The following is a 20,908-nucleotide window of genomic DNA, read 5'->3' on the forward strand; positions in this document are numbered from 1 at the left end:
CGCCTATACGGTGCCCGAAACCGGCTGGTCCAGCCCCCGCCCCCGCCCGCTGCGTCTGTTTGCGCCTGAGCCGATTGTGGGCGGGCCGGGGACTGAAGGGGCAAGCGATAAAGGGCAGGGCGCCACCGAGCCGGGCACCAGCGCGCAGCTCAGCCAGCCGCCGGACCATTTCCGCTGGCGGGGCATGCGCCTGCGCACGGCCCGCGCCACCGGGCCTGAGCGGATCGCGCCGGAATGGTGGCTGGAGGATGAGAACTGGCATTCCGGGATGCGCGATTACTGGCGGGTGGAAACCCGGCAGGGTCGCCGCCTCTGGCTGTTCTACACGCCGCAAAACCCCGGCTGGTTTGTGCAGGGGGAATTCGCATGAGCTATGCCGAGCTTTGTGTCACCTCGAATTTCACCTTTCTGACCGGCGCCTCGCACCCGGAGGAGCTGGTGCTGCGCGCGGCCGAGCTGGGGCTGGCGGCGGTGGCGATCACTGACCGGAACACGCTGGCGGGGGTGGTGCGTGCCTGGAAGGCGCTGAAAACCCTGCGCGAACAGACCGAGACGGCGCTGCGGGTGCGCTCGGGCACGCGGATGGATGCCTCGTCCCGGCAAGAGGTGGCGTCGCGTGAACTGCCCTGTCCGGCCCCGGGCCCTCTGCCCCGGCTGATCGTGGGGGCGCGGCTGGTGCTGCGCGACTGCCCGGTGGAATGGCTGGCTCTGCCCACCGACCGCGCGGCCTATCAGCGGCTGGCCCGGCTGCTGACGCTGGGCAAGGGGCGGGCGGCCAAGGCTGAATGCCATCTTGATCTGTGCGATCTTGAAGCCGGGTGTCAGGGCATGATCCTGATTGCCCTGCCGCCCGACGGCCTGACCGGGGCCGAGGGCCCTCTCCGGCGGCTGCGGCGCTGTTATCCGGGGCATGTCTTTCTGGGGGCCGCCCCGCGCTATGACGGCAGCGATCAGGCATGGTTCGATGCCTGCGCGGGCCTGGCGCTGCGGTGCTCGGCCCCCATGGTGGCGGTGGGGGATGTGCTGATGCACCGCGCCGCCCGGCGGCAGCTTGCGGATGTGCTGACATGCCTGCGCGAGGGGATCACCATTGACCAGATCGGCACCCGCGCGCTGCCCAATGCCGAGCGCCGCCTGAAGGGCCATGCCGATATGGCGCGCCTTTACCACCGCCATCCTGCCGCGCTGCGCCGCACGCTGGAGATTGCCGCGCGCTGTTCCTTCGATCTGCGGCAGCTCAGCTATGAATATCCCGATGAGGTCGCGGATGGCGAGGCCCCGCAGGCGCGGCTTGAACGGCTGGCCCGCGCAGGCCTTGCCCGCCGCTATCCGCAAGGCGCGCCGCCGCGGGTGCTGTCGCTGATGGACAAGGAACTCGTGCTGGTGGCCGAACTGAACTATGCCGCCTATTTCCTGACCGTGCATGACATCGTGACCGAGGCGCGCCGCCGCGGCATTTTGTGTCAGGGGCGCGGGTCGGCGGCCAATTCCATCCTGTGCTACCTGCTGGGCATCACCGATGTCAGCCCCGACATGATCGGCATGGTGGTGGAGCGCTTCATCTCGCGCCATCGCGGCGAGCCGCCGGATATCGATGTGGATTTCGAGCATGAACGGCGCGAAGAGGTCATCCAGTGGATCTATGAACACTACGGCCGCCACCGCGCCGGGCTGTGCGCCACGGTGATTCACTTCCGCTCCCGCGCGGCGATCCGCGAGGTGGGCAAGGTCATGGGCCTGAGCCTGGATGTGACGGCCGCGCTTTCAGGGCAGATCTGGGGCATGTCGAATGGCGGGGCCGATCCGGCGCGCATCCGCGAGCTGGGCCTTGACCTGCGCGACCGCCGCCTTGCCCAGACGCTGCGCCTGATTACCGAGATCATCGGCTTTCCGCGCCACCTTTCCCAGCATGTCGGCGGCTTTGTCATTACCCGCGGGCGCCTTGATGAGCTGTGCCCCATCGAAAACGCGGCGATGAAGGACCGCACCGTGATTGAATGGGACAAGGACGATATCGACGCCCTCAATATCCTCAAGGTTGATGTCCTCAGTCTGGGGATGCTGACCTGTATTCAGAAATCCTTCCGGTTGCTGGCGCAGTATGAGGATACCCTGCTGACGCTGGACAGCGTCCCGCAGGAAGACCCGGCAACCTATGCGATGCTGCAAAAGGCGGATGCAGTCGGCGTCTTTCAGGTGGAAAGCCGCGCGCAGATGAATTTTCTGCCCCGCATGAAGCCCGCCACCTTTTATGATCTGGTGATCGAGGTTGCCATCGTCCGGCCCGGCCCCATTCAGGGCGGTATGGTCAAACCCTATATCCGCCGCCGTCAGGGGCTGGAAAAGCCCGAACCCTTTGGCCCCGCACTGGCGCAGGTCACGCACAAGACACTGGGTGTGCCGCTGTTTCAGGAACAGGCGATGCAGATTGCCGTGGTCGGCGCGGGCTACACCCCCGAAGAGGCCGACCAGCTGCGCCGCTCGCTGGCCTCGTTCCGGCGCATGGGCACGATCGGCGCGCATCGGGAGCGTTTTGTCAACGGGATGCTGAAGAACGGCTACACCCCCGAGATTGCGGCGGCCTGTTTCAGCCAGATCGAGGGCTTTGCCGATTACGGTTTTCCCGAAAGCCACGCGGCGGCCTTTGCCATGCTCACCTATGTCTCATCCTGGCTGAAATGCCATCATCCGGCGATCTTTGCCTGCGCGCTGCTCAATTCGCAGCCCATGGGCTTTTACGCCCCCGCCCAGATCGTGCGGGATGCGCGCGACCATGGCGTGGAGGTGCGGCCGGTCTGCGTGAACCAGTCGGTCTGGGACAATACGCTGGAACGGCGCGGCGACGGCGTGCTGGCGCTGCGGCTGGGGTTTCGCCAGATCAAGGGTTTCCGCGAGGGCGATGCCGAATGGATCAGGGCTGCGCGCGGCAACGGGTATCCTGACCCCGAAAGCCTGTGGCTGCGGGCGGGGCTTGCCCCTGCGGTGCTGGAACGTCTTGCCGATGCCGATGCCTTTGCCGGTATGGGGAGGATGACGCGGCGGGATGCCCTTTGGGCGGTGCGGGCCATCCGTGCGCCCGCGCCTCTGCCGCTTTTTGCCGGTCCCATTGACGGGGAAGGGCTGCGCGAACCCGTGGTCACCCTTCCCGCCATGCATCTGGGCGAGGAGGTGGTCGAAGATTACATTGCCCTGCGCCTGAGCCTGCGCGCCCATCCGATGGAGCTGCTGCGCCCCTCGATTGCGGGCCTTACCGCGCATGACCAGTTGCCCACCGTGCCCGCCGGGCGCCTGAGCGTCTGCGGTCTGGTCATCACCCGGCAGCGGCCCGGCACCGCCTCAGGGGTGATCTTTCTGACGCTGGAGGATGAAACCGGGGTGTCGAATGTGGTGGTCTGGCCCACGGTCTATGCGCGTTTTCGCCGGATGGTCATGGGCGGGCGGCTGCTGCGGGTGCGCGGGCGGCTGGAGCGCGAAGGGATTGTGGCGCATCTGATTGCCGAACAGATCGAGGATCTGTCACCGCTGCTGTCAGACCTTGGCCACCCGATGGACGAGGCCGTGGGCCGGACCCATCCGCAGGCCGATGATGCCCCCCGGCCCCCACGCCCGCCATCCCGCTACCCGCCCCGCGCCCGCCATCCGCGCGAACAGGCCAAACGGCTGTTCCCCAGCCGGGATTTTCATTGAGCACCGGCTGCCGCACTTCCCGCATGGCTTCCGGATTCCCTTGGAGCATGGCGCGCAAAGATGGGCGCGGTTCTGCGCTTCCCGGGCAGGTGAAATTAGCGGGTCAGCGCGTATCGCGTGAACGCGACAGGCTCTAACGGGGGCGGCGCAGCAGGCTGCGGCGCAGAAACTGGGCGCCCTTGCCCAGACCGCGCCCCGCGCGGCCAAGATTTTCGCGCAGTTGCAACCCGCCCTTGGTGCCCGTCAGGCGGCGGCGGTTGCGCTGGGTCATCAGCGCCTCGCTCAGCGCCGTGCGCAGCGCATCATGCAGCGTATCGATGTTCCATTCCGGCGCCTCGGAACAGACCGGGATGACTGCCCCCGCCCCCATATCCGCCGCAATCGCCGCCATCGCCTGCCCCAGCTTATGCTGCACCCCCTGCGGCAGGCGGTTCTCGGTATAGGGCCAGCCGGGCACCAGCGTATCGGCGGCGGTTGCGACAAACAGCACAGGTGGGCGGCGGCGGGTAGGATCGGCAGTGAACAGCGCGTTGAACCGTTCCAGCAGTGCCACATCCAGCCCCCGGCCCGGGCGGCTGGCGCGTATTGCCCAGACAATCAGATCGGCCTCGGCCATTTCCGCCGCCATTTGGCGCAGCACCTTTTCTGATCCGTCCAGCCCCATCGTATCGACAAGGCGCACGGGAATGTCGTCAATCTCGGTTTCATGCGCGGCCAGGCGGTCGGTGGTGGGGGCCATGTCGGTTTCCGCAGCCGCATCGCCCATTCCCGTCTGACCCAGTAACGCGTTGATCAGCGATGATTTTCCGGCGCTTACCTGCCCCACCACCAGAATGCGCACCGGGTCATCCTCCTGCGCAAGCTGGGCGCGGTCGCGCATCTCTGAGCCCAGTTGAATCTGCATCAGCTCGGCCTCGGAAAACCGCAGCCGCCCCGAATACAGGTCAACCGACGCCTGCGCGACCTCTTCCAGCAGGATCGCCTGCGCATCGCGCATGAACTGATCGCTCAGCTTGTCCTGCATCCCCGAGGTAATGGCGCGCTCAGCCTCGCGCAGCAGGCCAAGGGCGGGGTTGAGCACCAGCCGCACACCGCGATAGGCCAGAAACCCGGTTTCCCAGGCGGCCAGCGCCTGATCCTGCCGCCGCCACAGCCAGTAGAGGGTACGCACCGAAAACTGATCGGAAAAAGGCACATGGCGGCGCAGAAACTCGCGGTAGCGCAGCGAAACGCGGTCAACCAGCAGCAGCGCCTCGGGAACCGTGAAATCAAGCGCGGTGCGCTTGCCGCCGGAAAGATCGGCGGCAACCAGTTCAACCACGGCCAGCGCTTCAGCAGGCAGCTCCTGCCAGGGCAGGGGGGCAGACAGGCGGCTGTTGATAAGACCCTGCGCACGCTCATAGGCTGCAACCTCACGCGGGCTCCATTCCGGGTCGATGGCGGGGGAGTCGACCTGCCGGGGCGTTGGCTCCTGCGGTTTGCGACGGCGCAGCACGAAGCGGGTGGCGCGCGCCCCGGCAAAGAGCGCGATCGAGGCCAGCACGAACCACATCAGCCAGCCGCGCTCAAGCAGCCAGAGGAAACCCAGAACCGAGGTGATCGTCAGCGGCAAAAGCAGCAGCCCGGCCGACCCCAACCTGCTCCAGCGCAGGAAAAACAGCCTGAGCCGGTCAGCGATTTGCATGCCGCGCCCTGGTGAAGGCCTCATCATACAGATGGCGCAGATCCTCGGAATCCAGCGTCTCACCCCGCGCGGCGCGGTAAAGCCAGGCCGAGGCCGCCCGCCCCAGCGCATAGGTTGCCGCAAAACTGGCCGCCGCCGCTGCCGCCGCACCCAGCGTCTGGCCATACACCGGCACCAGCTTGGCGCCCTGACGCAGCATATGGCTGGCCGCATACTGAAGGATCGCTCCCGTCCCCAGCGCCGAGGCGAAAAGGGCAATGCGCGCGGTGGTCCATTCCAGCCCATGGCGCCGCGCCAGCGCATGCAGCAGGGCACCCTGCAACGCCGGAACGGAAACCGAGCCCACCAGCGGCGCAGCATCGCTGGCCCCGGCTGCCCCGGCATACCACAGAACCATCGGCCGCAGCGTGGCAAAGCGCGCGGCCTCTTCGCTCCAGTCGCGTTCACGCATCAGCAGAAGCGTCAGCTCCGGCAGCAGTTCGCCCAGCCGGGCGCGCAGATCGTCTATCCCTTCGGCGCTGTCCATATCCTCGGGCAGGGACAAGGTGACGGCAGGCAGGGCGCTGCGCGCCGCCGCTTCCATCACCGCCTGCGCCTGACCGCGCGCGCGCGCCTGCGCGCCTGCATCGCGCACCAGATCGCCGCCGGTATGGACAACCAGCACCGGCACCTTGGGCCGCCGCGCGCGCACCCGGCGCAGCGTATCGGCCACCGCACCCTGTGCCGGGTCATCCATCCGCATCACCACCAGCACCGCATGGCTGCCCTTTTCGGCGGTGGCCAGATCTTCGGCAGGGTCATACCCCGCCTCGCCCAGCCCGCGCGTATCCAGAAAGCGCAGAACGGGGTGCCCGGCGGGAAAGTCAAAGGCGCGCGCGGTGCGGGTGCAGGGCGCAAAGCCCGAGCCCACCTCGGCCTCGCCGGTCAGGGCGCGCACCAGCGACGATTTCCCCGCCCCGGTATTGCCCAGCAGCCAGAGCGTGGGCAGAGGCAGCTCAATGCTCTCAGGCGGCTCAAGCGCGGCGCCCAGCCCCAGTATCTTACGGATGTAACCCTTCACCAGATGCCCATTCCTGCCAGTTCGGCCCAACCTTTAACTTAGGTGACATGCACTGTCGCTTCAAACCCTGCGCGCAGACAAACCCTTTGCATAGCTCAAACTAACGCGCAGACACCGGCCGTGTTCCCTTGCGCGGTGCAAAATGACAGGGGGCCGGGGCATATGGCGATGCCCCGGCCCCCTGTTGATGGGCTCCCGGTTGGTGGGCCCGGTTGTTGCCGCCCGCTCAGCTTGCCGCGGCAACCGCCCGGCGGGTCATTACCCCCACCAGATGCGCGCGGTATCCGGGCGTGCCATGCAGATCGCCAATCATGCCACCTGCCGGCACGGAAAGGCCGCTCAGTGCCTCGGGGCTGAAATCGCCTGACAGCGTCGCTTCCGCCTCGGACCAGCGGAACACCCCGCCCTCTGACGCGCCGGTGATCGCCACACGGACACCGTCCGCGTATTGCGCCACGAATGCCCCGGTCAGCGCAAAACGCGAGGCCGGTTGCAGGAACTTGGCATAGGCTGATTTCGCCGGGATCGGGAAGCGGATGGCGGTGATGATCTCGCCCTCTTCCAGCGCCGTGGTGAACATGCCCTGAAAAAAGTCCGCCGCCGCGATTTCGCGGCTGTTGGTGACGATGGTCGCGTCTGAGGCCAGCACCGCCGCCGGATAGCAGGCGGAGGGGTCATTATTGGCGACCGAGCCGCCCAGAGTGCCCCGGTTGCGCACCGCCGGGTCACCGATCTGGCCCGCCAGCGCGGCCAGCCCCGGGTAATGCGCCGCCGCCTCAGCGGCGACGGTGGCATGGGTGGTGGCCGCGCCGATGACCAGCGTGTCGCCGTCACGGCGCACCCCCTGCAACTCGGCGATGCCGGTCAGACTGACCAGCGCATCGGGCGCGTTCAGCCGCTGCTTCATCGTCGGCAGCAGCGTCTGCCCGCCGGAGAAGGGCTGCGCCCCCTCCTGCGCCAGCGCCAATACGGCCTCATCCAGTGTTGAGGGTTTTACAAAGTCGAAAGCATACATCCCGTTTCCCCCTTACTTGCCGTTCATCGCCGCCCAGACGCGCGAAGGCGTCAGGGGCATGTCGATATGGGTGATATTGGTGTGCCCGGCGCGGTGCAGCGCGTCGATCACGGCATTGACCACGGCAGGCGGGCTGCCGATCGCCCCGGCCTCGCCGCAGCCTTTTACGCCCAGCGGGTTGTGGGTGCAGGGCGTGTTGCAGGAATGATCGACCTTGTAATTGGGCAGATCATCGGCGCGCGGCATCGCGTAATCCATGTAGGAGCCCGACAGAAGCTGACCGTTCTCATCATAGACGCAGTTCTCCATCAGCGCCTGGCCGATACCCTGCGCCAGCCCGCCATGCACCTGGCCTTCCACGATCATCGGGTTGACGACATTGCCGAAATCATCGGCAGCGGCAAAGGCCATGATTTCAACCTTGCCGGTTTCCGGGTCCAGCTCGATCTCGCAGCCATAGGCCCCGGCGGGGTAGGTGAAGTTGGAAGGGTCATAAAATGCCGTCTCCTCCAGCCCCGGTTCAAGGTCTTCCAGCGGGTAGTTGTGCGGCACATAAGCCGCGAGCGTGACACCCGCCCAGTCCACCGACTTGTCGGTGCCCGCGACCGAGAACTTGCCATCCTTCAGCTCGATATCCGCCTCGGCGGCTTCCAGCAGATGTGCGGCAATCTTCTTGGCCTTGTTGATGATCTTGTTCATCGCCCTGACCAGTGCCGACCCCCCCACCGCCAGCGAGCGCGAGCCATAAGTGCCCATGCCCATCGGGGTGCGCGCGGTATCGCCATGCACGATATCGACCTGCGTGGCGGGGATGCCGATCATCTCAGCCACGACCTGCGCGAAGGTGGTTTCATGGCCCTGCCCGTGGCTGTGACTGCCGGTGAAGACCGAGATGGAGCCGGTAGCGTTCACCCGCACGGTGGCCGATTCATATAGCCCCGCACGCGCCCCCAGTTGCCCCACCAGATTGGACGGCGCGATGCCACAGGCCTCGATGTAATGCGCCAGACCAAAGCCGCGGAGCTTGCCGCGCTTTTTCGACTCCGCCGCGCGGGCCTCAAACCCCGCATGGTCCGCGATGTCCAGCAATTTATCCAGCGTCGCCTGATAATTGCCGGTGTCATAGACCACGGCAACCGGGGTCTGATAAGGGAACTGGTCGGTCTGGATGAAGTTCTTGCGCCGAAGCTCTATCGGGTCCACGCCCAGCTGGCGCGCGGCCTTGTCCACGATGCGCTCAAGCTGGAATGTCGCCTCAGGCCGCCCCGCGCCGCGATAGGCATCGACCGGGACCGTGTTGGTAAACACCGCCTTGACGTTCACATAGATCAGCGGCGTTTTGTAGTTCCCGGCCATCAGCGTGCCATGCAGCCATGTGGGAACCGAGGGGGCGAAGGTGCTCAGATAAGCGCCCATATTGGCGTAGGTCTCGGTGCGGATGGCGGTGAAATTGTGCTCAGCATCCAGTGCCAGTTCCATTTTGGTGACATGGTCGCGGCCATGCGCATCCGACATGAAGGCTTCCGAGCGGCTGGAGGTCCATTTCACCGGGCGTTTGAGCTGTTTGGCGGCGAAGGTGCAGAAAGCCTCTTCGGCGTAATGGAAGATCTTGGTGCCGAAGCCGCCGCCGACATCCGGCGCCACCACGCGCAGCTTATGCTCAGGAATGCCCAGCACGAAGGCGCCCATCAGCAGCCGGATGACATGCGGGTTCTGGGAGGTGGTGTAGAGGGTGTGCATGTCATCCCAGGGGTCATAATCCCCCACGGCGACACGCGGCTCCATCGGGTTGGCGACAAGGCGGTTGTTGACCAGCTCCAGCGTGACGGTATGCGCGGCCTTGGCGAAAGCCTCCTCGACGGCGGCCTTGTTTTCCTCGACAAAACCCCAGTCGTAGCACAGGTTCGAAGTCAGATCGTCATGCACCTTTGGCGCGCCCTCGGCCAGCGCGGCCTTCATGTTCACCACAGCGGGAAGCTCGGTGATATCCACCTCAATCGCCTCGGCGGCATCGCGCGCCTGCTCATAGGTTTCGGCCACGACCACGGCGATGGGGTCGCCGACATGGCGCACCTTGCCGTCGGCCAGCACCGGGTGCTTGGGTTCCTGCATCGGGTTGCCGTGACGGTCGGTGATCTGCCAGCCGCAGGGCAGGCCGCCGACAGCAGCGAAATCCGCCCCGGTGAAGATGCGGACCACGCCGGGCATGCCCTCGGCGGCAGCGGTGTCGATGGCGTTGATCGTGCCATGCGCGACCTGACTGCGCAGAAAATGCGCATGCGCCTGACCACGCAGATTGATATCGTCGGTGTAACGTCCGTTTCCTGTCAGAAAGCGGATGTCCTCGCGCCGCAGTGTTGCCGCGCCGATGCCGTCCTTGGGCATGGTATCCTCCCTTGATCCCATTGCGGGGTGAGGCTTGCCCCCCCGTTGTTCATCCGTCAGAACGCGGCTGTCGGTGCCGGACAGAAGGCGCTTCGAAGTGCCTTCCCCACACGGTTTGCAAACCGCGTGCCAAGCCGCTTGCAAGCGGCTTGGTTACGGGCCTTTGACGGCCCGTTTACCCGCTCGCCCCCTGTCATCGCGCCCGCGCCGGTCATGACCGTCTATTCCGCCGCGATGGTGCCAAGGCCGGAAACCTCCTGCCCGCTGGCAGCAAGCACGGCCTTGACGATGTTGTGGTACCCCGTGCAGCGGCAGATATTGCCTTCCAGATAGTGGCGCACTTCGGATTCGGTGGGGCTGGGGTTCTCGGCCAGCAGTGCTGCTGCCGACATCACCATACCCGGCGTGCAGAAGCCGCATTGCAACCCGTGATGGTCCTGAAACGCCTGCTGGATCGTGCCGAGCGAGCCATCGGCATTGGCCATCCCCTCGATCGTGCGCACATCGGCACCGGCCACGTCCATCACCAGCACCGAGCAGCTTTTGACCGCCTTGCCATCGACATGCACAACGCAGGCCCCGCATTGCGAGGTGTCGCAGCCGATATGCGTGCCGGTCAGGCCCAACCCCTCGCGCAGGAATGCCGACAGCAATGTGCGGCCTTCCGCTTCGGCGGCAACGGCCTTGCCGTTTACCGTCATGGATACTTTTGTCATGCCGTCCTCCCCCTTGGCTCCGACCGGCAGTTAAACACGGCAGGTCCGGGCAGGAAATGCCACCTTTGGGCAATGTTCACCCTGTGCCGCCTGCCAGCGGCAACGCGCCCGGCTCAGGCGATGGTATATCCGGTGCCATGCACCGTCTTTATGAAATGCGAGGTGCCGGGCAGCGCCGGAAGCTTGCGCCGCAAACGGCTGATGAGCCCGTCGACCGAGCGCTCATAGCAGCGCCAGTCCCGGCCTTTTGACAGGCCGATGATCTCGTCGCGGCTGAGAACCTCTCCCTGCCGCTGCGCGAGAACGCTGAAAATGGTGTATTCGGCGGTCGTCAGCGCGATCTCCTTGCCCCGGGCATCAAGCACGCTCCGGCTTTCGGTGATCAGCCGGTAGCCCTTTACCGCGATACCTGCCTGATCGGGCTGTTGCCGGGCGGCGGCGGTGCGGCGGTGCACGGCCTTGACCCGCGCGGCAAGTTCGCGTGGCCGGAAGGGCTTGGTGATGTAATCATCAGCGCCCAGTTCAAGGCCCGCGACCTGGCATGCCTCACTGTCGTGCGCGCTGAGAATGATGATGCCGCTGCTTGAGCGGTCGCGCAGCTCGCGCACCAGATCAAGCCCGTCCCCTTCAGGAAGGGCGATATCGACAATATAAAGATCTATCGCAGATGTTTCTTTTAATTCACCAAGCGCCGTTGATGATTTTGTCGCCGATACAGAGAAGCCTTCTGGTTCAAGGATGTTTTGAATGAGCAGCCCGATGTTGGCATCATTATCCATCACCAGAACCTTCGTCATACCATCCACCCTTTTGCTACCGAACTGATACAATTGTGTATTCTTTTTGTAGATAAATTATGTTTAAAAGCAAGCGGGAACGTGCATATTTGTTGTGAACCTCCGGTTCGCCTTTCCGTGGTGCGGCCCGCAGGGGGCTTAACCGTGCTGCGAGGGCGTCAGGTCAGAAGCGGGAGCGTTCACGCGGGAAGGGCGGCAGGTGACAAAACTCTGGTTGCGAACACAAATTTTCAATTTTCTGGGCGTAAACTTCAGTTACCAATCCTCTTGCAGCGGCGAAAGCCGGTCAGCGGACAGGGGTTTTCTGATTCAGTTCCGGGGTTCTGATGAAATCTGGCAATGATACAAAGCTTCTCGTCCCACGGTTGGTGGAAGCGCAGGGTGCCGAGGGTGACAAGCATGCGCTGAAAGCTGCGCTTCTGGTCGATGATGACCCTTTGATGCTCGAATTTCTTCGTATCGCCCTGGATAAGGCCGGCTGGGTGACATTCTCTGCTGAAACAGTCGCCGATGCCAAAAACATACTGCATGCCCATCCTGAGATTATGGTCATCATCTCGGATATTCAGATGCCGTCTGAAACCGGCTTTGATCTGGTGAACTGGCTGCATGAAGCCCGGCGCGATGACCGGCATGCCGAGGTGATCCTGGCCACCGGGGAGGTCAATAGCGATGCCTTGATTGCCGCCCTGCGCTACCGGGTATTTGATTTTCTGCGCAAGCCCTTCGACATGCGCAACCTCGTTGCTGCGGCCGAGCGCGCCTATCGCACCGCCTTTGCCCGGCGCGACCGTTTCCAGCGGCTTGCTGCGATGGATCTGGCGCTTGAACAGGTCAGGAAAGAGCGGATGCATTATCAGGATCAGCTACGCCAGACCGAGGCGCGGTTTGAAGACACCCATGCCCGGCTGACCTATGTCGGTCAGACCATGGCCGGGATCGTCAGCCATGAGCTGCGCACCCCGCTGATACCGATTATCGGCCTGGCGCAGGTTCTGGAAAATGCCGATGCATTGTCTGCCGGGGAAATCCGCGATTTTGCCGCCGAAATCCGCCGCGCTGGCGAGAGCCTGGCCAATATCGTCGACAATGCGCTCAACTTCATTGATATCGACCGGCAGGTGCGCACCCAGCCGCATGACCTGATCGATCTGGCGGAGCTGGCGCGCGACATCGTCACCGAGCTGGCGCCGCAGACCGGCGCCAAAAGGGTGACGGTGACGGTTGCCTGTATGGCCCGGCTCAAGGTCCGTGGCCCGCGGTTTCTTCTCCGCAGCGCGCTGCGTTCGCTCATGGACAATGCGGTCAAGGCCAGCCCGGACGGTGGTACCGTATCCATGGCCGCCCGTATTGATGAGCGGGTCACCATCGATATCCGCGACCGTGGTCCGGGTCTGTGCGATCATGTCCGCGGAAATCTTGGTGCGCCGTTCATGAACGGCGACAATTCCGATACGCGCATCTGGCCTGGCATCGGGCTGGGCATTGCCAGCGCCCTGAGGATTGTCGAGGCTTGTGGTGGCAGCCTTGAAGTGGTCGCAACCGGCGTGGAAACCGGCACCGTCATGCGCATAACGCTTCCCGTGCCTGATCTGCACCCGCCGGGCGGCTGAGCGGTCGCACTGGCCTGCAGCGGGTGCAGGAATTGGCTTCAAGCCCGTCTGCCGTCACCACGCAGGTCAAAGCTCTTGTGGCCGCCGGTTTCATCGCAGCCGTGTCCCGCCCTTGCGCTCACCGCCAATGCCGAAGTCGTGGCGCGTTATGCGGCTGGCAGCATCCAACAGCCCTGAACACCAGCACTCTTGCCGAAATCAGACCGATATGCAGTGAAACCCCGGCTGCGGGCTAAGGCTCAGCCCTCCGCCTGATCGGCGTCGCGCGGCAGTCTGCGCGGGCGGGGGCGGCTGGGAATTTCCTTGAGCAGGCCACCCACGCCCATCCGGACAATCTCGTCCCCGCTGACCGGAATGCCGCAGATGATCCGCTCCATCACCCAGTCGGCACCGTTCAGCGCGGGGCTCCGGGCGCAGCCGGGCAGGCCCACCACGGGCCGCCCGGCAAGCTGGCCGATGAACAGCAGATTCCCGGGATCGACCGGCATGCCGAAATGCGCGACCACCCCGCCTGCCTGTCTGAGCGCGCCGGGCGCAACATCGCGGCTGTCCGATGTGGCCGAGCCGGTGAGGATCAGAAGCAGGTCCCCCTGTGCCTGCGCAAGCGCCCCGGCCAGCGCGGCTTGCGTATGGGCCACTACCGTTTCCGGCCCCAGCGCCACGCCCAGCCGCTCCAGCCGCGCGCCGATCACGCGCTGGCCTTTTGCGCCCTCCATCTCGCCCCCCACCGTGGTCTGGATCAGGCAGGCGGTTTTCAGCACCGGCGCGCAAAGGGACAGAGCACCGCGCCCCGCCGTGCAGGCGCGCGCCAGGGCCGCGCCGGGCAGAGCGTAGGTGATGATCTTGACGGTTGCGACCATGCCGCCCGGCTCCATCCGCGCCCATTCCGGCACCGTGGCCAGCGTGATTGACGCATCACAGGCGTTGACGGCATGAACCTGCCCCGCGTTGATCTGCGCAACGCCCGGCCCCTCCGCCAGAATGTTCACCCGTCCGGTGCCCACCGCCTGCAACCGCAGCCCGGCCCCTGCCGGGTCAGGCACCAGCGCCTGCGCCAGTTGCAGCGCGGCGCTGTCCTCGTCGATATCGCCTGCCTCCAGCCGCGCCACGGTAACGCTGTCCAACCCGGCGGCGGCCAGTGCGCGCAGATCGTCGCGCCCCAGCACCTTGCCCTTGCGCAGCCGACCGCCGCCGGGCAGCGGCACCGAATGCGCCAGCACCGCGCCCTCTGCCTGATCCAGCGGAACCGGGCCGAACTGCATCAGCCCTTCCTCAGCGCCTGAGTGACCTGCGCAAGCACCGACACCGCGATCTCAGCCGGGGTCTTTGCGCCGATATCCAGCCCCACCGGCGCATGGATGCGCGCCAGCGCCCCCTCGCTGACACCCGCTTCGCGCAGCCGGTCCAGCCGCTTGGCATGGGTGCGGGTGGAGCCGAGGCAGCCCAGATAGAACACATCGGACGCCAGCGCGCTGAGGATCGCCGGGTCATCCAGCTTGCTGTCATGGGTCAGCGTCACCACCGCCGTGCGCGTGTCCAGTCCCTGCGCCTGCAAGGCTTCGTCGGGCCAGTCATGCACGATGACTTCCCCCGGAAACCGCCCGGAGGAACCGAATGCCTCACGCGGGTCAATCAACACCGGGTCATAGCCCGCCAGCCGCGCCATCGGCAAAAGCGCCTGCGCGATATGCACCGCGCCCACCACCAGCATGCGCAGCGGCGGGTTGAAGATGGCGATGAACTCGCCGTCTTCCTCCAGCCCCGAACGATCGGCGCGGAAGCGGTCCTGCATGGCGGCGTCATCGGGCAGGATCAGCCGCCGTTCCCAAAGGTCAGGCCTGACGCCATAGGCCACGGGCTGGCGCGCGGCCCGGTGCGCGACAAGGGTTTCCAGCATCGCCACCGGCAGGCCTCTGCCGGTGCCCACCGGCTCCACCAGAATGCGGATCGTGCCGCCGCAGGCCAGACCCACCTCAAACGCGGTCTCATCGGCGACACCAAAAGTCAGCACGCGCGGTGTGCCATCCGCCAGCGCCTCCTGCGCCTCAACCACCACCGCCCCCTCGACGCAGCCGCCCGAGACCGAGCCCATGATCTCGCCGCCGCCCGAAATCGCCAGTTGCGAGCCCGCCTGACGGGGTGCCGATCCCCAGGTTTCAATCACCGTCGCCAGTGCCGCTCCGCGCCCCTCACGGTGCCAGTTGAGCGCGATTTCCGGTATCTGGTCATGGTCCATGCCGCTCTCCTTGTTGCGCTGAATATGGATGCCGCCCTGCCGCGCCGCCAGTGCAATCGTCTAGCCTTGCCCCATCATCGCCATCAGCCGTGCCTTTTCGCCCCGGTCCTGCGGGTCCGATATTGCCCCGGCGAGGGCGGCAAGCGAGGCCACCGAATGCCCGGCGCGCAGCGTATCGACATGCGGCAGGATCGCCCGGATGCCCTGCGCACGCGGCGCGAAGCCGTCCCAGCGCAACAGCGGGTTCACCCAGACCACCCGGCGCGCGGAAAGCTGCAGGCGTTCCATCGCGCGGGCCAGCAGCGCCGGGTCGTCGCGGTCCAGCCCGTCGGTGATCAGCAGGACCACCGCGCCTTGCCCCAGCACCCGGCGTGACCAGTCGCGGTTGAACGCATGCAGGCAGGCGCCGATCCGGGTGCCACCCTGCCAGTCCTGCGCCTGCGATCCGGCGGCATTGAGCGCGGTATCGACATCGCGCTGGCGCAGGTGGCGGGTGATGTTGGTCAGCCGGGTGCCAAAAGTGAAGGCATGCACCCGCGCCCAGCCCTGCCCCTGCCGGTTGGCGACCGCATGGATGAAATGCAGTACCATGCGCGAATACTGCGACATGCTGCCCGAGATATCGCAGAGCACCACCAGCGCGGGCCAGCGCGTGGCGGGGCGACGGCGCGCAATGGCGGAAATCTCGCCCCCCTGCCGCACCGCCAGCCGCATGGTGCGCCGCCAGTCGGGGCGATTGCCAAGGTTTGAGGGGGTCAGGCGGCGGGTAGGGACGGGCTGAACCGGCAGCGAAAGCCGCGCCAGCATGCGCCGGGCCGCGGCGGCCTCATCAGTTGACATCTGCTCGAAATCAAGGGTGCGCAGCCGTTCCTCGGATGAGGCCGTTTGCGTGGCGTCGATCTCGATCTCGGTCTCACCCTCCTGCGCCGCGTCCTGCTTTTGCTCCGGCCCCCCGGCCCCGTCCAGCAGCGCCTCGGCGGCACGTTTGGCGGCGGCTGCCGCCGCCTGCTCCTCCTGCGTGCCACGGATGGCGGGCAGCATCAGGGCCATCATATGCTCCAGATAGCGCGGGTCACGCCAGAACAGGCGGAACACCTGATGGAACACCTGCCGCTCTTCCGGGCGGTTGACGAAACAGGCGTGCAGCACCCAGTAGAAATCTGCCTTGCGGGTAAAGCCCGCCGCCTCAACCGCTTCAATCGCGGTCAGCACCCTGCCGGGGCCGATGGGCAGCCCCGCCTTGCGCAAGGCACGGGCGAAATGGGTGATATTGGCGACAAGGCGCGGGTTGTCCGGCAGCGCAAGGTCGGGCAGGGTAGTCATGCCCCGGCCAGCGACTGGCGCGCCTCATCAAGGATCTTCTTCGCTTCCATCCCCTGAAGGCGCTGAATATCGTCCTGATACTTGAGGATCGCGCCCAAGGTATCGGCGATCACTTCGGGCGACAGGTTTATCACATCCAGCGCCAGCAGGCATTTCGCCCAGTCGATGGTTTCAGCCACGCCGGGCTTCTTGAACAGATCCTCAGTACGCAGGCGCTGCACAAAGGCCACCACCTCACGCGACAGGGCCTCCGAGGCTTCGGGCGCGCGGGCATGCAGAATTTCCAGCTCACGCGCGAAATCAGGGTAATCGACCCAGTGATAGAGGCAGCGCCGTTTGAGCGCATCATGCACCTCGCGCGTACGGTTCGAGGTGAGGATGACGATGGGCGGCTCGGGCGCCTTGATCGTGCCCAGTTCGGGAATGGTCACCTGAAAATCGCTCAGCGCCTCCAGCAGGAAGGCCTCGAACGGCTCATCCGTGCGGTCGATCTCGTCGATCAGCAGCACCGGCGCGCCACCGGGCTGGGGGCGCATGGCTTGCAGAAGCGGGCGCTCGATCAGGTATTGCTCGCTGAAAAGCGTGTCGCGCAGATGCCCGGCATCACCGCCGCCGGTGACCTCGGCAGCGCGGATGGCGATCATCTGGGCGGGGAAGTTCCATTCATAGACCGCAGACGCGGCATCCAGCCCCTCATAGCATTGCAGCCGGATCAGCCGCCGCCCCAATGCCGCCGCGATGGCCTTGGCGATCTCGGTCTTGCCGGTCCCTGCCTCGCCCTCCAGAAACAGGGGGCGGCCCAGTTTGAGCGCCAGAAAAGTGACCGTCGCCAGCGACCGGCCGCAGACATAATCCTGCCCGGCCAGCAGCGCCTGAATGTCGTCGATCGTGCTGAATGTCACGAAGCCCCCCTCCCGTTGGTGATGCCATGCTCAGGGCTGGGCGTGCCGGGGTCAAGCACGATGGCGGCGCTTGCGACCAATGGACAGGTCAGGCCCGGGCTGGCCGACCGAGGCAATGAAACGCTCCAATGTCCGCGTGTCGATGGGCTTATACAGGATCGCCACACCTTGCGCGGCGGTCTGCGCGTGCAACGCCGCGCTGCGCTCGGCGGTGATCAGCCGCACGGGGATGGGGCCGTAACGCGCGCTCAGCGTGGCGATCAGCTCCAACCCCGTCGGCCCGTTGCCCAGTTGATTGTCGATCAGCATGAAATCGGGCTGAATGCCGATCTCGTCCAGCAGGGCCGTGGCCTCATCGGCACCGGCGGTTTCCAGCATGCTGACCCCCCAGCCTTCCAGCAGATGCACCAGCGCCCGGCGCAGCGAGGCGTCATTTTCCACCAGCAGACCGATCAGGTCTTGCCGGTGGCGGGCTTGCAGCGTGGTTTCGGGCAGTTCCGGGCGCCGGGCGGGCATTGCGGGCGCCAGACCCAGCCGCACCGAGAAGCGGGAGCCGTGGCCCATCCGCGACAAAAGCCGGATGTCATGGCCCAGCAGCGCCGCCGCGCGCTCGACAATCGCCAGCCCCAGCCCCAGCCCCTCGGAGGCCGAGGCGCGGGCATTGAGCCGGTGAAATTCGCGAAAGATGGCCTGATGTTCATGCGCGGGAATGCCGGGGCCGGTATCGGCCACCTCCATCCGCACCGCATCCGGCCCGGCCAGCCGCAGACCAACCACCACGCCGCCGCGATCGGTGTAGCGCAGGGCATTGGCAATCAGGTTTTGCAGGATGCGGCGCAGATAGGTGGCATCGGACAGCACCACGCGGTCGGTGGGCCGGATGTGCAGCCGCAACCCCTTTGCCGCAGCAACCGGGGCAAACTCACTGCCCAGCCGCTCCAGCATCGGCCCCAGCGCCACCGGGCCGATACTGACCGACAGCCGCCCGCTTTCCAGCCTTGAGATGTCAAGCAGCGCATCGAGAATGGTTTCCACCGATTCCAGCGCCGAACGCGCCTTGCCCAGGGCCTCCGCGCTGCGCGCGCCAAGGGGCTCATCCTCCATCGAGGCCAGGAACAGCTTGGCCGCTGACAGGGGCTGCAACAGGTCATGGCTGGCCGCCGCCACAAAGCGTGAGCGCGTGGCATTGGCGCGCTCGGCATTGGCCAGCGCATCTTCCAGCTCCAGCGTGCGCGCGGCCACACGGGCCTCCAGCGTCTCATTGGCGCGGCTCAGCGCGGCAATGGCGCGGCGCTCGGTGCTGACATCGGTGAACGAGAAGACAAACCCCCGGTCCGGCATTTCCTGCGCAAAGGCATCCAGCGCCATGCCGCCCCCCCCGGCGCTGCCATCGCGCCGCATCTCAAAGCGCAGGGGCAGGCGGGGGCTGTCCTGATAGGCCCAGTCGCGCAGGGCGGCGGGGCTGACCCCCTCACCCAGCACGATCCGGTCGCGCAGCCGGTCCAGCAGATCGCCGAACGCCAGCCCCGCCCGGAACCGCGCGCGCGGCACCGCCAGCAACTCACCCGCCCGCGCATTCCATCCGATCATCCGGGCGCGGGCATCGAAAATGCACACCCCCTGGCTGATATGGTCCAGCGTGGCGCGCACCACCCGCGCCTGATCGTCCAGCAGCTTGCCGCGCTCCTCGCGCTCGGCGCGGATGATATCGGTAACGTCGGTCTGCAAGATGACCGTGCCGCCATCGGCTGTGCGATGCTCGGACACCTGCACCCAGCGATCGCCCCGGAACTGCACGTTGAAAATGACATGCGCGTCGCGGTGCCGCGCCATCCGGGCCACCGCCCAGTCCTGCGGGGTTTCCCCCTCCGGCAGCGACAGATCGCGCGAGCGGCTGACCAGATCGACGTAATCGGCAAAGCGCAGTCCGGGCACCAGCCGCGCGCTGATATCGCTCATCTGCTTGCCGAAGCGCGCATTGCACATCACCAGCACCTCGTCCGGCCCAAAAAGGGCGAACCCCTCCTGCACGGTCTCGATGGCATTGGCGAGGTTCTGGCGTGCGGCCTCGGTGGCACGGTTGGCATCGGCCAGCCGCGCGTTGGACTGGTTGAGCAGGTCCAGCGCGCGCTCCAGATCGCGGGTGCGGGCGCGCACCTGATCTTCCAGCATCGCCGCACGCTCGAACTGGGCATAAGCCGCGCCCGACTGGTCGGTGCCCTGCTCGACGCGGCGCATCAGCGCCTCGACAATGGTCAGAAGCTTTTCGCGCTGGCGCTCTATCGGGTCAGCGGGGTTGATCAGCGGATGGTCCATCACGGGCTTTCCGGGGCATAAAGGGCCACGCCGGTGATGGTCTGGTTCACATGCATGGCGTTGAACTGCTCACCATAGGTGGAAAACCCGGTCACGCGGTTGTGGCGCAAAATCTCGGACAACTGCCCGGAAAGCTGCTTTTCCTGCGCCTCCATACGCCTGAGCATGCAGTCGCAGGCAAGGATGGCCTCGGGCTGGGCAGTCTCGCACAGGCTGTCAAACCCATCGGCCAGATGACCCACCATATCCAGCGGTTCGGCAAGGGTCAGCACCAGCCCCTCGTCGATGGCCGAATAGAAAACCAGATCGCCATTGTTCTCCACCTGCCGGATCGAGCGCACATGATGGCGCCCGCCGATCCGCACCACCACAGGATGCGCGGCAAAGGTGAAGGGGTTGAGCTGCGCCGGGTCCTTGCCCAGCAGGCGCGCATATTCGCGCGCTGCCGGTTCGGCATTGATCTGCCGCACGATCCGCCGCGCGGGGTCAGCGCTGGTGACCACCATGCGGGTCTCTGTCGGGCGGAAATGGTCGAACTTGAACACCCTGACCGGGCATTGCGTGCGCATCACCGCCAGCACGGCGGCATTGCGCAAAAGCTGGCCGCCATGCAGCACGAAGGTTTCCAGAAAGCGTGTGCCATCGGCGGCCGAGCCACCGAACAACGGCATCGCCCCCAACCCTGAGGCCAGCGCCGAGGCGAGCGCGTCTTCCTTGGTTGACAGCCCGTCCACCATCAGAAAGGCGAATTCATGCTCCCATCCCGGGCAGGCGCGGGCCATTGCGCCGCGCGCGCGGATCAGATCGCCGATCACCGCCTGCGCATCGAACCGCGCCAGATCCGGGATCAGCAGGGGCGAGGCGCGGAAATACCTTGAGGGCAGGGCGGCGGCCACGATCATGCCATCGCCATACCCCTCAGCGGTGATCTCGCCCGCTGTGGTGCAGCCGATGACCGGGGTATCGCCAAAACATTGCTGCAACTCCCGCGCCAGCGCAGGCAGATCGGCCTGGGGAGAGACAAAGACGATGACCAGTGCAAAGGGGCCATCGCCAAGCCGCGCCCGCAGCGCCTGCGCCGGAAAAGGCGCCTGCGCCGGAACCTGCGCCACTGATAGCACCGATTGCTGCATGCCCGCGCGCCCTCCCCTGGCAGGGTGAAGCTAGGCAGACC

14 protein-coding genes and 1 pseudogene are annotated in these 20,908 nt (G+C 66.0%); 3 read left to right on the top strand and 12 right to left on the bottom strand.

The features are described from left to right. A pseudogene (locus tag V7Q53_RS03940) lies at positions 1–370 on the top strand (hypothetical protein); the annotation flags it as partial. Beyond that, entirely contained in the window at positions 367–3,687 is a 3,321-nt protein-coding gene (locus V7Q53_RS03945) for an error-prone DNA polymerase (RefSeq protein WP_333827080.1), read from the top strand. The pseudogene V7Q53_RS03940 and the gene V7Q53_RS03945, both read left to right, overlap by 4 nt. Before the next feature lie 133 nt (positions 3,688–3,820). Here V7Q53_RS03945 and V7Q53_RS03950 read toward each other — a convergent pair whose 3' ends face one another. The 6 genes from V7Q53_RS03950 to V7Q53_RS03975 all read right to left on the bottom strand — a co-directional run bounded on the left by V7Q53_RS03950 (position 3,821) and on the right by V7Q53_RS03975 (position 11,344). Beyond that, positions 3,821–5,371, bottom strand: a complete 1,551-nt coding sequence (locus tag V7Q53_RS03950) for a GTPase family protein (protein WP_333827081.1) — start codon at positions 5,369–5,371, stop codon at positions 3,821–3,823. After that, the gene (locus tag V7Q53_RS03955; RefSeq protein ID WP_333827082.1) at positions 5,358–6,431 is read right to left on the bottom strand and encodes a GTPase family protein; all 1,074 of its coding nucleotides are present in this window, start codon (positions 6,429–6,431) and stop codon (positions 5,358–5,360) included. Before V7Q53_RS03955 ends, V7Q53_RS03950 begins: the two co-directional genes overlap by 14 nt. A 226-nt stretch (positions 6,432–6,657) precedes the next feature. Further along, entirely contained in the window at positions 6,658–7,446 is a 789-nt protein-coding gene (locus tag V7Q53_RS03960; protein ID WP_333827083.1) for an FAD binding domain-containing protein, read from the bottom strand. A 12-nt stretch (positions 7,447–7,458) separates the two neighbouring features. Next, complete coding sequence (locus tag V7Q53_RS03965) at positions 7,459–9,831, bottom strand: xanthine dehydrogenase family protein molybdopterin-binding subunit (RefSeq protein WP_333827085.1); 2,373 nt, start codon at positions 9,829–9,831, stop codon at positions 7,459–7,461. 221 nt (positions 9,832–10,052) lie between these two features. After that, a complete protein-coding gene (locus V7Q53_RS03970; protein ID WP_333827087.1) occupies positions 10,053–10,547 on the bottom strand; it encodes a (2Fe-2S)-binding protein in 495 nt (164 codons plus the stop codon). Positions 10,548–10,660: 113 nt separating this feature from the next. Beyond that, positions 10,661–11,344, bottom strand: coding sequence for a response regulator transcription factor (locus V7Q53_RS03975; protein ID WP_333827088.1), 684 nt, complete (start codon positions 11,342–11,344; stop codon positions 10,661–10,663). Positions 11,345–11,670: 326 nt separating this feature from the next. Here V7Q53_RS03975 and V7Q53_RS03980 point away from each other — a divergent pair, with 326 nt between their 5' ends. Beyond that, the gene (locus V7Q53_RS03980) at positions 11,671–12,957 is read left to right on the top strand and encodes a hybrid sensor histidine kinase/response regulator (RefSeq protein WP_333827089.1); all 1,287 of its coding nucleotides are present in this window, start codon (positions 11,671–11,673) and stop codon (positions 12,955–12,957) included. Between the two features lie 239 nt (positions 12,958–13,196). Here the strand turns inward: V7Q53_RS03980 and V7Q53_RS03985 are convergent, their stop codons facing one another. The 6 genes from V7Q53_RS03985 to V7Q53_RS04010 are packed head-to-tail and all read right to left on the bottom strand — an operon-like array spanning position 13,197 to position 20,867. Continuing rightward, positions 13,197–14,219, bottom strand: coding sequence for a molybdopterin-binding protein (locus tag V7Q53_RS03985; RefSeq protein WP_333827090.1), 1,023 nt, complete (start codon positions 14,217–14,219; stop codon positions 13,197–13,199). Further along, positions 14,219–15,193: an XdhC family protein gene (locus V7Q53_RS03990; RefSeq protein ID WP_333827091.1), complete on the bottom strand. Its 975-nt coding sequence runs from the start codon at positions 15,191–15,193 to the stop codon at positions 14,219–14,221. The genes V7Q53_RS03985 and V7Q53_RS03990 overlap by 1 nt, the downstream gene beginning before the upstream one ends. A 60-nt stretch (positions 15,194–15,253) precedes the next feature. Next, a complete protein-coding gene (locus V7Q53_RS03995; protein ID WP_333827093.1) occupies positions 15,254–16,516 on the bottom strand; it encodes a vWA domain-containing protein in 1,263 nt (420 codons plus the stop codon). Then, a complete protein-coding gene (locus V7Q53_RS04000; RefSeq protein ID WP_333827094.1) occupies positions 16,513–17,418 on the bottom strand; it encodes an AAA family ATPase in 906 nt (301 codons plus the stop codon). The genes V7Q53_RS03995 and V7Q53_RS04000 overlap by 4 nt, the downstream gene beginning before the upstream one ends. 51 nt (positions 17,419–17,469) lie before the next feature. Further along, a complete protein-coding gene (locus V7Q53_RS04005) occupies positions 17,470–19,734 on the bottom strand; it encodes a hybrid sensor histidine kinase/response regulator (protein WP_333827096.1) in 2,265 nt (754 codons plus the stop codon). After that, a complete protein-coding gene (locus V7Q53_RS04010) occupies positions 19,734–20,867 on the bottom strand; it encodes an FIST N-terminal domain-containing protein (protein WP_333827097.1) in 1,134 nt (377 codons plus the stop codon). The genes V7Q53_RS04005 and V7Q53_RS04010 overlap by 1 nt, the downstream gene beginning before the upstream one ends. Positions 20,868–20,908: the final 41 nt, after the last annotated feature.

It is taken from the genome of Pararhodobacter sp., assembly GCF_036802785.1.
In the GTDB taxonomy this organism is placed as follows: Bacteria; Pseudomonadota; Alphaproteobacteria; order Rhodobacterales; family Rhodobacteraceae; genus Pararhodobacter.

Excerpts from the sequence above, each read along its gene's own strand:
- V7Q53_RS03965 (WP_333827085.1), bottom strand. The coding sequence starts at position 9,831 with ATGCCCAAGGACGGCATCGGCGCGGCAACACTGCGGCGCGAGGACATC.
- V7Q53_RS03960 (WP_333827083.1), bottom strand. The coding sequence starts at position 7,446 with ATGTATGCTTTCGACTTTGTAAAACCCTCAACACTGGATGAGGCCGTA.
- V7Q53_RS03990 (WP_333827091.1), bottom strand. The coding sequence starts at position 15,193 with ATGGACCATGACCAGATACCGGAAATCGCGCTCAACTGGCACCGTGAG.
- V7Q53_RS04005 (WP_333827096.1), bottom strand. The coding sequence starts at position 19,734 with ATGGACCATCCGCTGATCAACCCCGCTGACCCGATAGAGCGCCAGCGC.
- V7Q53_RS03995 (WP_333827093.1), bottom strand. The coding sequence starts at position 16,516 with ATGACTACCCTGCCCGACCTTGCGCTGCCGGACAACCCGCGCCTTGTC.
- V7Q53_RS03985 (WP_333827090.1), bottom strand. The coding sequence starts at position 14,219 with ATGCAGTTCGGCCCGGTTCCGCTGGATCAGGCAGAGGGCGCGGTGCTG.
- V7Q53_RS03975 (WP_333827088.1), bottom strand. The coding sequence starts at position 11,344 with ATGACGAAGGTTCTGGTGATGGATAATGATGCCAACATCGGGCTGCTC.
- V7Q53_RS03950 (WP_333827081.1), bottom strand. The coding sequence starts at position 5,371 with ATGCAAATCGCTGACCGGCTCAGGCTGTTTTTCCTGCGCTGGAGCAGG.
- V7Q53_RS03945 (WP_333827080.1), top strand. The coding sequence starts at position 367 with ATGAGCTATGCCGAGCTTTGTGTCACCTCGAATTTCACCTTTCTGACC.
- V7Q53_RS03980 (WP_333827089.1), top strand. The coding sequence starts at position 11,671 with ATGAAATCTGGCAATGATACAAAGCTTCTCGTCCCACGGTTGGTGGAA.
- V7Q53_RS03970 (WP_333827087.1), bottom strand. The coding sequence starts at position 10,547 with ATGACAAAAGTATCCATGACGGTAAACGGCAAGGCCGTTGCCGCCGAA.
- V7Q53_RS04010 (WP_333827097.1), bottom strand. The coding sequence starts at position 20,867 with ATGCAGCAATCGGTGCTATCAGTGGCGCAGGTTCCGGCGCAGGCGCCT.